This is a genomic window from Parabacteroides vesiculifaciens (genome assembly GCF_049860805.1).
Classification (GTDB): Bacteria; Bacteroidota; Bacteroidia; order Bacteroidales; family Tannerellaceae; genus Parabacteroides.
On sequence record NZ_CP187555.1, the window covers coordinates 3,534,486 to 3,547,504 of the forward strand.

At 45.8% G+C, this 13,019-nt stretch carries 11 protein-coding genes and 1 tRNA gene; 3 read left to right on the top strand and 9 right to left on the bottom strand.

Going from position 1 to position 13,019, the window contains the following annotated elements:
- The first annotated feature begins 55 nt into the window (after window positions 1-55).
- Window positions 56-2,005 carry an alpha/beta fold hydrolase gene (locus tag ACPYIV_RS14160; RefSeq protein WP_425883595.1) on the top strand — a complete coding sequence of 650 codons (1,950 nt, stop codon included), beginning with the start codon at window positions 56-58 and terminating at the stop codon, window positions 2,003-2,005.
- A 537-nt stretch (window positions 2,006-2,542) separates the two neighbouring features.
- Here the strand turns inward: ACPYIV_RS14160 and ACPYIV_RS14165 are convergent.
- The gene (locus ACPYIV_RS14165; protein WP_425883597.1) at window positions 2,543-2,977 is read right to left on the bottom strand and encodes a helix-turn-helix domain-containing protein; all 435 of its coding nucleotides are present in this window, start codon (window positions 2,975-2,977) and stop codon (window positions 2,543-2,545) included.
- A gap of 203 nt (window positions 2,978-3,180) precedes the next feature.
- Between ACPYIV_RS14165 and ACPYIV_RS14170 the strand changes: the two genes are divergently transcribed.
- On the top strand, window positions 3,181-3,588 hold the full coding sequence (locus ACPYIV_RS14170; protein ID WP_293733954.1) for a hypothetical protein: 408 nt from the start codon (window positions 3,181-3,183) through the stop codon (window positions 3,586-3,588).
- Here ACPYIV_RS14170 and ACPYIV_RS14175 read toward each other — a convergent pair.
- From ACPYIV_RS14175 to ACPYIV_RS14185, 3 genes are read right to left on the bottom strand one after another with little or no spacing between them, the layout of a single operon-like run.
- Window positions 3,583-4,548 carry a hypothetical protein gene (locus tag ACPYIV_RS14175; protein ID WP_425883600.1) on the bottom strand — a complete coding sequence of 322 codons (966 nt, stop codon included), beginning with the start codon at window positions 4,546-4,548 and terminating at the stop codon, window positions 3,583-3,585. The genes ACPYIV_RS14170 and ACPYIV_RS14175 overlap by 6 nt on opposite strands.
- Before the next feature lie 15 nt (window positions 4,549-4,563).
- Window positions 4,564-6,849: a glycosyl hydrolase gene (locus ACPYIV_RS14180; protein ID WP_425883602.1), complete on the bottom strand. Its 2,286-nt coding sequence runs from the start codon at window positions 6,847-6,849 to the stop codon at window positions 4,564-4,566.
- Between the two features lie 22 nt (window positions 6,850-6,871).
- Window positions 6,872-8,068 (bottom strand): DUF4272 domain-containing protein, encoded by a 1,197-nt coding sequence (locus ACPYIV_RS14185; RefSeq protein WP_425883604.1) that lies wholly within the window; start codon window positions 8,066-8,068, stop codon window positions 6,872-6,874.
- 152 nt (window positions 8,069-8,220) lie between these two features.
- Between ACPYIV_RS14185 and ACPYIV_RS14190 the strand changes: the two genes are divergently transcribed.
- Entirely contained in the window at window positions 8,221-9,048 is an 828-nt protein-coding gene (locus ACPYIV_RS14190; RefSeq protein WP_293733950.1) for a hypothetical protein, read from the top strand.
- Between the two features lie 209 nt (window positions 9,049-9,257).
- Here the strand turns inward: ACPYIV_RS14190 and ACPYIV_RS14195 are convergent, their stop codons facing one another.
- From ACPYIV_RS14195 to prfB, 5 genes are all read right to left on the bottom strand, one after another.
- Entirely contained in the window at window positions 9,258-9,863 is a 606-nt protein-coding gene (locus tag ACPYIV_RS14195) for a hypothetical protein (RefSeq protein ID WP_425883606.1), read from the bottom strand.
- A 179-nt stretch (window positions 9,864-10,042) separates the two neighbouring features.
- Window positions 10,043-10,249, bottom strand: a complete 207-nt coding sequence (locus ACPYIV_RS14200; RefSeq protein WP_425883608.1) for a Fic family protein — start codon at window positions 10,247-10,249, stop codon at window positions 10,043-10,045.
- Window positions 10,242-11,399: an ATP-binding protein gene (locus tag ACPYIV_RS14205; protein WP_425883610.1), complete on the bottom strand. Its 1,158-nt coding sequence runs from the start codon at window positions 11,397-11,399 to the stop codon at window positions 10,242-10,244. The genes ACPYIV_RS14200 and ACPYIV_RS14205 overlap by 8 nt, the downstream gene beginning before the upstream one ends.
- A 337-nt stretch (window positions 11,400-11,736) precedes the next feature.
- A tRNA-Ile gene (locus tag ACPYIV_RS14210) sits at window positions 11,737-11,810 on the bottom strand.
- 77 nt (window positions 11,811-11,887) lie between these two features.
- A protein-coding gene (gene prfB / locus ACPYIV_RS14215; RefSeq protein ID WP_293733947.1) for a peptide chain release factor 2 occupies window positions 11,888-13,013 on the bottom strand; the annotation gives its coding sequence in 2 pieces (ribosomal slippage) (window positions 11,888-12,949 and window positions 12,951-13,013; 1,125 coding nt in all).
- Window positions 13,014-13,019 lie beyond the last annotated feature (6 nt).

A 13,019-nucleotide genomic window follows, 5' to 3' on the forward strand; every position in this document is an offset into this window, starting at 1 on the left:
TTTCACATCCTGAGCCGGATTAGTAGGGGTTTGATTTGCATAGAATAAGCATTTTATGTACGTTTGCCTCTCCAATGTAAACATTATTAATACCATTATTATTATGAAAAAGATTATTTATCTGGCACTTCTGTCCCTGATAACCGGTCTGGCCGTCCAGGCCCAGGAAAAAACAGGCGAATGGAACGGATGCGACCGCTACGATTTCACATTCAAGGATCGGCAGGCAATCATCGTCACTCCTAAAAAAGCAGCAAAAGGAAAACCGTGGATCTGGCGTCCGGCCTTCTTCGATGCTTTCCCGAGTGTGGACAAAGCGTTACTGGAAAAAGGATTCCATGTTGTTTACTATGACGTAACCCATCTGTATGGAAGTCAGAGGGCGGTTTCGCTCGGTACGGAGTTCTATAAGAATATGACAAGCCATTACGGACTCTCCGAAAAAGTCACGCTGGAAGGATTCAGCCGCGGCGGTTTGTTTGCATTCAACTGGGCTGCCCAAAACACAGACAAAGTAGCTTGTATATATGTAGACGCTCCCGTTTGTGACGTATTCAGCTGGCCGGGAAGAAAAAATGCGACTTTATGGAACGACCTGTTGAAGGAATGGAACCTGACAGATGCCGAGATGGAACATTTCAAAGGGAACCCGGTTGACAACCTGGCCCCGATTGCCGCCGCAGGCATACCGATTATCAGCGTATGCGGCGATAGCGACCAGACCGTCCCCTACAAAGAGAACATGGATGTCGTACGTTCGCGTTATCTCGCGGCAGGAGGTCCGGTGGAAGTGATCCTTAAGAAAGGATGCGACCATCATCCGCACAGCCTCGACAATCCGGAACCGGTAGTAGACTTTATCCTTCGCCAGCAACCGGAATATGAAAAGTATTTACATTATACTATACGCGGCAACCTGCAAAACTCATTCCGCAAATTCGAGAAAGAACGCCGGGCGCGAGTCGCCTTCCTGGGAGGTTCCATTACGGAAATGAACGGATGGCGCAATATGATAGAGCAACAACTACAGCAACGCTTTCCTTATACGCAGTTCGAATGGGTGGAAGCAGGCATCGGTTCGACGGGAACGACTCCGGGTTCCTTCCGGTTGCAACATGACATCCTTTCGAAAGGGAAAGTCGACCTTCTTTTTGTCGAAGCAGCCGTAAACGACGACACCAACGGGTTCAACGCCCTCGAACAGGTACGCGGCATGGAGGGTGAAGTGCGCCATGCTTTGGAGAGCAACCCTGAAATGGATATCGTCATGTTGCATTTCATCTACGACCCGTTTATCCCGATGATCGCCCGCCGCCAGATGCCGGATGTTATCCTGAATCACGAACGGGTAGCGAATCATTATCTTATCCCTTCAATCAATCTTTGCCAGGAGATCGGCGAACGGATGCAAGACGGCGAATTTACTTGGGATGAGTTCGGCGGCACTCATCCGAAACCTTTCGGTCATAAATTCTATGCTGCCGCTATCGGCCATCTTTTCGACGAAATGTGGAAAGGGGTTTCACCGGAAGGTGCAATCACTGCACACGAAATACCGGCTAAACCGCTGGATGCCTACAGCTATTATAACGGCGATTTCATCGACCTGCAAAAGGCACGCTTAAACAAAGGCTGGAAATTAGTTGACAACTGGCATCCCGACAACAAGGCCGGCAAACGGAATGGTTTTGTGAATGTCCCGATGCTGGAGGCTACACATCCGGGCGACCGGCTAACATTGGATTTCCGGGGCAAGGCAATCGGTATCTTCTGCGTCAGCGGACCTTCTGCCGGGATTCTGGAATATAGCGTCGACGGCGCCCCGTTCAAAGAACTGGATACTTTCACGCAGTGGAGCCACAATCTCTACATTCCCTGGGTCTACATGTTGGAAACGGAATTGAAGGATACAGACCATAAGCTGGTTCTCCGCATATCGAAAAAGAAAAACACCGAATCACAGGGGACGGAATGCCAGATACGGAATTTTGTGGTGAACAGATAAATGTTTCTTCCAAAATGTCTATCACTCTATCACACTTTCTCATGTAATCTTTGATAATCATAACATGTGAAGTGTGATAGATGGCGTTTTTATCTATCACACCTCTATCACCGCCTTATTAAAAAGGCTTACTTGTTTTATAAAGTATATTACTTATTTTCAACAAAATAAGCATATAAATACGTATACATCCGGATGTTCATGATTGTTACATCCGGATGTTGGAACCGGCTACATGGGGGTGTAAAATATGTAGGGATGGGGATGTAGACAAGTATTTTTGCTTACTTTTAGTACTTTTTTCCGCTTGTTTTATAAGAAAAACTGCTTATATCAATGGAAATAATATATTTCGGGATAAGACAGTGTGATAGATGCGTGATAGAAGTGTGATAGATAAAAATGCCATCTATCACACCTTCCATATTATGATTATCAAAGCATATAAAAGAGAGTGTGATAGAGTGATAGACATTTTAGAAAAGACATTTAATATTGCCCTGCAGGATTATTGTTTGCTAAAGGAGAAACACAGACTTATTTCTCTTTCAACAGCATTTCCAAAAGTGCGTTTTTCTCTTTCTCTATGGTGAGCATCCGTTCGTAGAGAGAGGCTTGTTCCTTGCTTAGGACCATTAGTTGATCGACTGGGTGATTCACTATATTATCCCGCTGATTTTCCACTACTCCGACATTGCTACTTCCCGACTGGAACGTATTATTCTCGATCACGATTGAAGTCGGATTCTCTTCCAGTTTCTGGATAATCTCAGGAGCAACGTGCAGGATATTCGCAACCTTGAACAGCGTATCTTCGTCGAGCACCTTCTTCTGCTCCAGACGTGACACAGCTTGCTGGTTCATTCCCATCAGATCACCAAAGGTTGTCTGCTTCATGCCGACTAACTGGCGTAACTTCCTGACATTAGCTCCCTGGTGTACATTTCTTGTTTTGATATTTTCGGTTTCCATATTATTCTGTTCTATTTACAATGTGTGAAACAAATATAAGAACTTTTATCTCATTCTGAATCCATTCTGAGAAAATAACAAAACAACAATATAAAAAAGCCAAAAGAAAGAGGCGGTAAAAAACTCACATACCGGTGTTTTTTACAGGCTCCGGGCATATACACTCCATTAGCTATTCTGCCTTTCTTTGCAAAAAATATACCATGAAAGAAATCCATACATTAACGTACATCCTCCTGCTTTTCGCATTGATACCGGCAAGCAACGCTTACTGGCAAAAGAAAGAAAAACCCTGCTACGTAACCTATCAAGTATCGACACATGACCAGCACCCACACAAACTATTGATTTCCTACCAAACGGAAAATTCGTTAGAGTCTTTTTTCTGCTACGAAAATAAATGGGAAAAAGAGGTGTATTTGTCGTCAAAAGAAAAGGCTTCGATCTTTGTCCAAGACATTTTCGCACCGGAAAGCAGCTTCATCTACCTCGAAAACAAAAAGGATTCTTCCTCCCGCGAATGGGACATCGCCCCGATCTCCGTCCGCATTCTCGGCAAGAACCAAACCAAACTGGCTCCGGGGTACAAATTTCCCCGGTTACAACTATAAGTCTTTTCCCAACATCAGATCCGTTATTAAGGCTGCTACTTTCCGGGGATCAATTCCAGATCTAAACTTGACAATAAATTGATTACCACTCTTGCCGGGAATCCAACGGTTACTTCCATCTGCTTCAAGCTGGCAATGTCCGGCATTGTCCATATCAAAATAATGAGCCGCCTGATCTGTCAACAAAAAAGCCGTAACCTGGTCCCAACTGGCTCGCCCATCAAAATTATTATACAGTTCATAGGCTCTATACATAGGTCCTCCGGAGGTTAACATTGCACGCAGGGCAGAATCTCCTGTAAGAATCTGCTGGCCGATCTCCCACCCGCAAAAGACGACCTCTTTCGTCCAATTTGCCAAACAATAAACAGTTGAAGCCGGGTCCGGTCGTGAGAAGTTCGCTTCTTTTCCTTCCGGGAACAACCCGCCCATACAATACCATTTCTTTACCTTAGCCTCAACCAATTGCTTACCGTTTAGCGGAGAATATCGATCGGCAGGCGATTGTAATAATTTCTGCAAACTGCTTAAATGTCCTATTGTCAGGATAATCACGGAATGATCAGGACTTCCGGCCAATAATTTCCGATAGGTATTAGTGGCCGTCTCCGCCTCATTCCAAGAAGCAAGGTCATGCGGGAACTCTTCTGAAATCTGCCGGGTATAGCGGGAATGATTTTTCAGCATGGACTGCCCTTCCAGGAAACCTAACGGCAATTTCCTCATTCCATAATAAGCATTGAAAGCACTCACACAAGTCGCTGCAAAAGGATCATCACTGGTTACTATAGTCCCTAACAGGTTTATCTTATGTTGCTTATGCAGGGTATAAAGCATAGCCAACGTCCCGGCATCATCTACATCCGAATCTATATCGGTGTCCACAATCACCCTTTGCTGAGCCAAAACGAACAATGGCAGCAAAAAGATTACAAGAACTGAAATTAATCGTTTTTTCATATCATCCTCTATTATTTATTCCTTCATCTTTCCCACAACAAACACCCCCGACACTTTCGGTATCGAGAGCTTGATGTTTGTTACATAACCGCCATCCGGTTGTTTGGCGGATTCGGAATTCCGGACTGGCACGATTTTGCCGATGTGCGGGTTCCAGAATTCAAGATTATCGAATTTGCCACGCAGAGAGACGGTCGTGTGAACCGTACTTCCGGTCGTATTGGTGATGTAATAAAAGTCACGGCCTTCCTTCTGTTTATGAATATAGTTCAGGTAGCCGATCTGAGCAGGCGGTATAGTCGATTCATCGAAAGCAATATCTGCACGAAGTTCCCAGCGCGTAAACAAATCGGCAAGGATTTCGGGAGTCGGATTATGCAGAAAAGCCAAGCAACCTTTGTTTACATTCGAATCGAACTTGTCCGGATAGTTTTCCTGACGCGGGTCTATGCCGAACATTTCGGTAACGAGACGAACCACTTCCTCATCTCTTCCAAACTCAGCGGCGCGCTTCGGAAGAGAAGAAGTGGCAACCACCTTTCCCCCATTATCATAATACTGCTTGATCGCTTTCATCGTTTCGGCCGAAATCACATCGCCGCCCGGCATTAAAAGCACTTTGTAATGCTGGATATTCGTTTCATTATTCAAAACCAGTTCACTGCCTGCAGCCGTAATCTTGCCGTTCCACAAATCTTCCGGATGGATAAATGTGAAATCACGACGGAGTTTATTGGTCAGCAGGTCACTCAGTACATGATGATTGACGTGCTCCGGTAACCAGTTTGCCACCGGAAGGCCGGAATCGGCATCCCGGTTAATATACGTCTCTGCCTGAATTGCTGTGATCGGCCATAGCAAAGCAATGTCCGAAACTCGACGCCCTCCTTGAAGGATCAGGCAGGAACGGCCCACACAGGCACTATAATTCGGTAACGCATCCCGTAACAATGGATTTTCAGGAGCAATCAGCGGCGGGATGCGAATCTTATCCGCATCCGTCGTATACCACATTCCATGAGGCACGACAAAACTGACACCCCGCACCATCGCTTCAAGAGCTACACGGTATAAAGTCAGTGAATCCATATCCGCAGGAAAAGCACCGCACAACTCGGCTCCCACAACCGGTTTATCTCCCCGGTCAGCAGCCGAACTGATCTGTTTAAAACCATTCAGGCCGCGGCCATAAAAAAAGATAGCATCCAACAACGGTATCTGCACATGCCGGTAATACTTCAGGATATCCCCGTTCGCCACCACCGAATTAGGGCTGTAGTTTTCAGGCGGATGCCCCATACTGCTCAAATGCCGTTTGCCCGACCATTCCGAAACCTGTTTCACATATCCTTCCGCCATCAGCTCGGAACGGATATCGAAGAAGGCGACACGCGTCGCACCTGTCTCCGGTCCGATGTCGTAGAACAAAGCCGGATAATACAACGCCGGATTCTTTCCGTATTTCTCTTTAAAAATATCGGTAATGGCAGGCGTCCATGCATTCTCTTGATGGACAAAGCCCACATCATCAAAGAAAGTCTTCGTAATCACACTACCGAAATAGCGATTGAAACGCTTATCATATTCGCCATAGGTCATTTCCAACAATCGGGAGACTGCTTCGGGCTGCATATAATCCACCAGGTTCCCATGATAAGAATCCATGCTGACGCCACAGTTGAAAAACATCACGCGCCATTCTCCGGCAGGAGCTTTCCAGGTCAAAGTGTTCCCACTCATATAAGGTCCCAGGTCCAGCACTTCGCGTGTCTGTTCATTCAAAGCAGAGACGGCAGCCAGGACGGAGGCCGTATCTTTACGTTGACGGCTGACCGGCTGGTTTCCTTTCACCCTGAATTCTTCTTTCGACAAGTATTTACGGACATACTGCGGGTATTCCTTACGCAACCGTCCGCCTGCCGAACCGCTTGGAAAATCGATATCATCGTAGAGGATAACCTGTGTCCCCTGTTTCCCGGAAATATCAAGAATATCGGCATAGCGTTCGAAATATTCGTCACTCAAATAAGCAGGTTCGGTCCCCGGACAAGGTTTACCTGTTCCCCACTGCGTACCGGGGCTGACAGGCAAAACTGTCACCCCTCCGAAACCAGAAAGGCTTTTCGCGTCTCCCAGTTCTTTCTCGATACCCGCACGGGTCATGTACCCGTTAATATGCCAAAACGGCATCGGACGAAATTCTTCCGGTGGATTCTCAAAGTCTGTCCTCAATCCATCCTGCTTAGAGGAACAGGATGAAAAACCAAGAACAAGTATTACAGCAGCCCATAGTTTATTCATATCGTAGCAGATTAATAAAAGATCATGTATTCGGTTGTATATCATCCCAATCGGCACCGCCATTCGCACCGATAATCCAGTTAAAGGCATAATGCCGTTCCATTACAACACCCCCGTTTAGCGAAGCCGGAGCGTCTTTTTCGTGAATTTGCGCTTCCACACAAGCCCAATCATACCGCAATGTAATATCGGCAGCATCCAATATTTCGGACTGCGAACGGGGAAAACCTTTCGAAAGCAGTTCACCTATGCCTTTATGTTGCCAAAAAATAGCAGCCAGAACAGGGACATCGATAATCTTGGACGGATAAGGCAGATCATCCACAACGCCTGCCGCCCAAAGCAGGACACCTGCACATTCATAGCGCCATCCGAACTGAATGCACTCCTGCTCTTCCGGATCGGGGTTATCGATATAAGCGGCTTCGTCTGGTGTCAGGTAAGATTCTACCCCGTACAACTGCTCCATCTTATTAAAATAAAAAAGAGCTTCTTCCCGGCCTGAACCTTCGGACAGCATGACTTCCGAATAGACGGCAACGGCAAACAAGGCGGCGGCGCGTTGCACCATCTCCTTCCGGCTTCTTAAATGGACTTCGCTTTCCAATGCTTCGCTACGCAAATATTCCATATACGGAATGTGTTTATCTTCAAGCAACGCGATCGAACGCAAACGTCTTTCTACATCGGCCTGAGCTTCTTCCGGGCGGTTCCCATCCAGTAAATCGGCATTCCCTACCGGGATAAATCCGGTCAGCTGGCTTTCACCTTTAGTAGAGAAGAGGAGTTTCCCTTCGCCGGTAAAGATCTGCATACTCGGATAAAGCAGAAAGCCTTTCACGTCTCCGGCAATCTCGAACAGACGATTCAGGATGTAGTTCGTCCGGTCTTCATTGTCGTTCAGGTCGAAAGTGATGCCCGTCACACAGTTGAACACACGTATCTGGCGCAAAACATTTTCTTTCAGTTCAGTCAGCGGTGTCTCGACCTGCGAAAAATAATTGGCCATACCGGACGTATGGGAAGCAATAAAATCCGGCTTACTCCGCCGGTGTTTGATCGAGAAGAGGACATGCGTTCCATCCGGCAAAGTCAAGTCGACCGTTTCATCTTCACAAACAAGCTCTTCGGTCATCTCCTTAAAACGTTCCTGAATCGCTTTTACGATGCGGTTAGGATCTCCGATGACCGTATACAAAGTGACATTCGCTTTTTCCATTCTCTTACTTTTTTATATCCGAGCCACCGGATGGTTATAGCATTCCACAAAAATAGCAAAATATAAATATCCACAAAGAAAATAGACAGGATGATGCAACCCTTTTTACTCCCCATTCATCATCTTATTAGAAACAAACACTAAATATTATTATGAACAAGTTATTTTCGACTCTTTCATCCGCCATCCTGTTGATGGCCGGATTATGTCTATCCTCCTGCAGTGATAATGACGACTTCAGGTTGACAGGTATAGACGGACGCCCCAGTGCTCTTTTTTCAAACGGGCAGGTTACCGCTTCTTTCATTTACTCCGGCAACCTGTTTGCCCGGATTCAATATCCGGACGGACGTGCGGCTCATTTCAATTATGAGAATGGAGAATTATCCGGCATATTCTACACGCCTCCCAAAGATGTTGCCGACGGACATGCCTGGGTTGATTTTTCCAAGACCGGAGACAAGACCTACAAAGTCAGCAGAGGTGGCGAACCGGCAGGAGATTTCAGTTACAGGGAAGAGATTGAACTCGACACGAATGAATTGCCGTTCAAAGTAACCTTTGCGGGTATTTACCAACAAACAGTTGATGGAGAAAAGTTGATAACGGAAGACGGCCGGTATGCTCTCCTGACCTTCGATCCAGCCACCCGGCAACTGCTCAAACAGGAAGTGTTCGACAACGAATCAAACTTGCTGGTAAAATATACCTACGAATATGATAACGCTTCCGGCAATATCAGCCATCTGGAATTCCCCATGTATTTTTTAGGCTGGTGGTACTATCGAAATGCCAACTCAAATGACTTTGAGAATATCCAGTTCCTGAACCGGCGGAATAATATAACCAAGATAACATCCGAAAACAGAGAAGGAAATATCTCGACCGTCACCTATACCTATAAATATAACGAAAACAATTTCCCCATTTCCGTATCCTGTGACAAATGGGAAGGTGAAGAAGTAGGAGTCCGGTATTGAAAAGCGACCGATAATTACCCAAAAACGGATATTTTAAACACCCATACTTGCCTATTCGAACGTACCTTTATATGTTTTATCAGATAAGTATCCTTCCTCAGATTGCTTACGCCTTCAACTGCAATTGAGCTGTTGGCACACGGTTCCATATCTTGCAAATGATTTCTGAGATAGATTAGTGCTTTACCAGCGTTAATAATTGGGAAAACTTATAATTTCGACAATTCGTCAATCAGCGCTGGTCGACGAGGAGTTCTCGATTTCTGTTCAGTCGCAATCTGTTCAGCCTCAGACTTTCCTCCATACTTTATGAGATTACGGAGTAGTCCGACACCTTCACGATAAGAATCCCGGTTAGCCGCACATTGAAAGAAGCTTCTGACCGCCGATGCATATAGATTGATTATTTCATCCTTGAAAAGTTTTCTAACTTCTTTGGGGGCGGTGTCAATATCGTATGTGGATGGATTCTTCCGAAGGTAAGACATATATTCGTTCCACATCTTCTCTTGGGTATAGATATATAGCAAACGTCCGACGTCTCTTTTATTCTGAGCCTCACTAATCAATGTTTCGGAATACTTTCCCCATCCGTCAGTTGGAATAAGCCGTTTCATCGCAGCATACATGGTTGCCATAGAATATTCTTTTTCTCCCCATCTTCCACCACCGAAAAAGAAATATCTTGCCAACTGGAGAGTATTTTCTATATCCCCAATCGCGCGATAGACTTGATATTCCCATTTGTACCAGTCGCTGACAATTCCCGCATATTCTGCATCATGGTTAACTCCATCCTTGGCAAGTCGAAGCACTTCATCAAAGTCGGATTTGGCTTAAACAGTGTTCCCGCACCAAGTGTAAGAAACCGGTCTTGGAACCGGCTGTCGTTGGCACATTCCTTGCGTATGAAGTCCGTAAGTTGCTTCTTGTCTAATTTAGACAGGAGTAATTCCACATCATCTATTTTCTTTTTTGTCATGGTTCATACAATTTAAATGTTCATATTCAAATTCTTCCATTCTTTCGCCACCTCTGTCAGACGGTATCTTTGTTTGGGATGCTTGGGATGGTCTGGATACAAGAGCTCTATAGCACCATCTACCAATGCAGGGACAAAATAATTCTCTTTAAACGTGGGGCGGTGTTTTAATCCGATCTTAGCCATAATCTCATTCATTGTCATATAGCTGTCATTCATAGCATTTATCATTATCTGAACTTGGTCGGTACTTGGTCGATACTTGGTCGGTACTTGGTCGGTACTTGGTCAGTGGTTCAGCGACAATTCCATTGTTTTGGGCAACATTTCTTCCAAAACTATCTTTTGGAGAGTCCTCAATTGGCTTGTAGAACGGGCGTTTGAAGGTGACGGTTATAAAGCCGCCATTGTCGCACCACGTCGGTTCCTCGATGTTTTGCACTCGGCAGGCATCAATGATGCGTCTTGCACCGCTGCCCCAGTTCTCCAAGTATGTCATGCGAAACAAAGCTTCCGCAACATTAAGGTTATGTGGGAACGATTCGTGAGGCTCCTTGATATTCTCCGGAGTGATCTGACGTGGGAAATGGCCGGGACTTGCTATCTCTATGCGGTCATCATAAATGGCAAGACTGATCGTGAGATTATGCAGTTCCCACCAACGATGACAAAGAGCGTTGATAAGGGCTTCTCTCAACGCATGATAAGGCACTTCGAGTTGCTCTTCCCGCTGAAGGCTCTTGTTTGTTATGCGCCCACTGAGCGAAAGATGTTTGAAACAAAAATCTATACCGGCCTGCAAGAGCTCAAAAAAATTGCCTTCGGCACGTTGGTTATCGCGGAACATATTCTTGTCAGTCCCCACAAAACGCGCCATTCTCAACCTGAAGTTGGGATACTCATCAATATTCTTTGAGAAAAGAAGCACAGCCCCATTCGTTGGAATACCATTCTTCAACAATTTCCATTTCGCAAGAATATCCCGCGTAGGTTCAACCAAAGCATCATACGGAATCCTACCACCATCAATACCTAAACGGATACAATTACGGATAAGTCCTTCATTCAAGTCGGCAAGAGTCACCCCGTCAGCCACCATGCCTTCCCATGCGTATATTTTTGGCTCATGAATCCGAATCCGCTCGTCGTATAGATTTTGCGGCATAACCTTAGTAGTGCTCTCAACCTTGTAGTAAGGGCAACCATGAAAAGTATGCGGACGCTCACCCCAAACCCAGCCGTCAAAGTGCATGGCTATGACCTTATGCCTTGGATATTCCGGTACATCGACATATTCAACATGTACATCAACGGCAGGCTCCAGACCGGCTAAAGCCTGCGCAATCTCTTGCTGCGTCTTGTCAGTCACCTCTTGGCCGACTATCTTCAGCGACTTGGGAGCTACCCCGAAAATCAGCCAGCAACTTCTGTGTTCAGAAACGCGCACGCCGTGTGCATACCGTCCTTCAACTCGCCGGTCGTCTTCTTCAGTTCCAGAGTCCTCGACTCATCTGCTGCCACCAATGCTCTTATATCGTCAATAGTCATAATATTTTAATCTTATAAAGTCAACAACCAAAACAAAATTACAAATTATTACGAAAGTTTTCCAACCATCCCACTCGTGGAAATTAATTTAGTAAACAATTCAGACAAAACAAAACCTCCAACCATCTATGTGTTAGATAATTGGAGGTTTATATGAGTGGTCCCACTTGGGCTTGAACCAAGGACTCCCTGATTATGAGTCAGGTGCTCTAACCAACTGAGCTATAGGACCTGTTCAGAGCATGGCTCTGAAATCGGGTGCAATATTACGATTTATAATCGAAATATGCAAGTGTTAATGTAGAAAACTTACTTTTCTGCAGATTCCTCAGCGCCGAATTCCATCAGGTAAGCCTTGATGAAATCATCGATTTTACCATCCATCACACCGTTGACATCGGAGGTCTGGAAGTTGGTACGATGGTCTTTTACACGGCGGTCGTCGAACACGTAGCTACGAATCTGGGAACCCCATTCAATCTTCTTCTTGCCGGCTTCTACCTTCGCCTGCTCTTCCATGCGATGTTGTAATTCCTTATCGTACAAGATCGAGCGTAATTGGCGCATTGCATTCTCGCGGTTCTTGGGCTGGTCGCGGGTTTCCGTATTCTCGATCAGGATTTCTTCTTCTTCGCCCGTATAAGGATCTTTAAACTGATAGCGCAAACGTACACCGGATTCCACCTTGTTTACGTTCTGTCCACCGGCTCCTCCCGAACGGAACGTATCCCAAGAGATGGCAGCCTGGTCGATCTTCACCTCGATCGTATCGTCGACCAACGGGGTCACAAATACAGAAGCAAATGAAGTCATTCGTTTGCCCTGTGCATTATAAGGAGATACACGAACCAGACGATGCACGCCGTTCTCACCCTTCAAATACCCGTAAGCATAGTCGCCTTCGATATTGAGAGTCGCCGTTTTAATACCGGCCTCATCCCCTTCCTGATAGTTGGCTACGGAAATTTTATATCCGTTCGACTCCGCCCAGCGCGTATACATACGGAGCAGCATGGAAGCCCAGTCCTGGCTTTCCGTTCCACCGGCACCGGAGTTGATCTTCAGCACACAACTCATCTGGTCGGCTTCCTGGCGCAACATATTACGGAATTCCAGGCTTTCCACCAATTGAATTGCTTTGCTATAAGCATCATCAACTTCTTCTTCGCTGACAATCTCTTCTTTTACATAATCATAAGCCAACTGCAATTCTTCCGCTGCGGCATGAACCTCGTTGTAAAGCTCGATCCACTTTTTCAGTTCTTTTACTTTCTTCATCTGGACTTCCGCCCGTTTGGCATCTTCCCAGAAACCGGGATCATGAGTGCGTAACTCTTCTTCTTCTAACTGGATGGTCTTGCCATCTATGTCAAAGATACCCCCTCAGCGCCTGCTCGCGCTCCAACACATTGTGTAGTTGGTCTGATGTGATCATAATATT

Coding starts and splice junctions, on each gene's coding strand:
- ACPYIV_RS14160 (WP_425883595.1), top strand. CDS start 56: ATGTACGTTTGCCTCTCCAATGTAAACATTATTAATACCATTATTATT.
- ACPYIV_RS14165 (WP_425883597.1), bottom strand. CDS start 2,977: ATGGAAACCGAAAATATCAAAACAAGAAATGTACACCAGGGAGCTAAT.
- ACPYIV_RS14170 (WP_293733954.1), top strand. CDS start 3,181: ATGAAAGAAATCCATACATTAACGTACATCCTCCTGCTTTTCGCATTG.
- ACPYIV_RS14175 (WP_425883600.1), bottom strand. CDS start 4,548: ATGAAAAAACGATTAATTTCAGTTCTTGTAATCTTTTTGCTGCCATTG.
- ACPYIV_RS14180 (WP_425883602.1), bottom strand. CDS start 6,849: ATGAATAAACTATGGGCTGCTGTAATACTTGTTCTTGGTTTTTCATCC.
- ACPYIV_RS14185 (WP_425883604.1), bottom strand. CDS start 8,068: ATGGAAAAAGCGAATGTCACTTTGTATACGGTCATCGGAGATCCTAAC.
- ACPYIV_RS14190 (WP_293733950.1), top strand. CDS start 8,221: ATGAACAAGTTATTTTCGACTCTTTCATCCGCCATCCTGTTGATGGCC.
- ACPYIV_RS14200 (WP_425883608.1), bottom strand. CDS start 10,249: ATGAATGACAGCTATATGACAATGAATGAGATTATGGCTAAGATCGGA.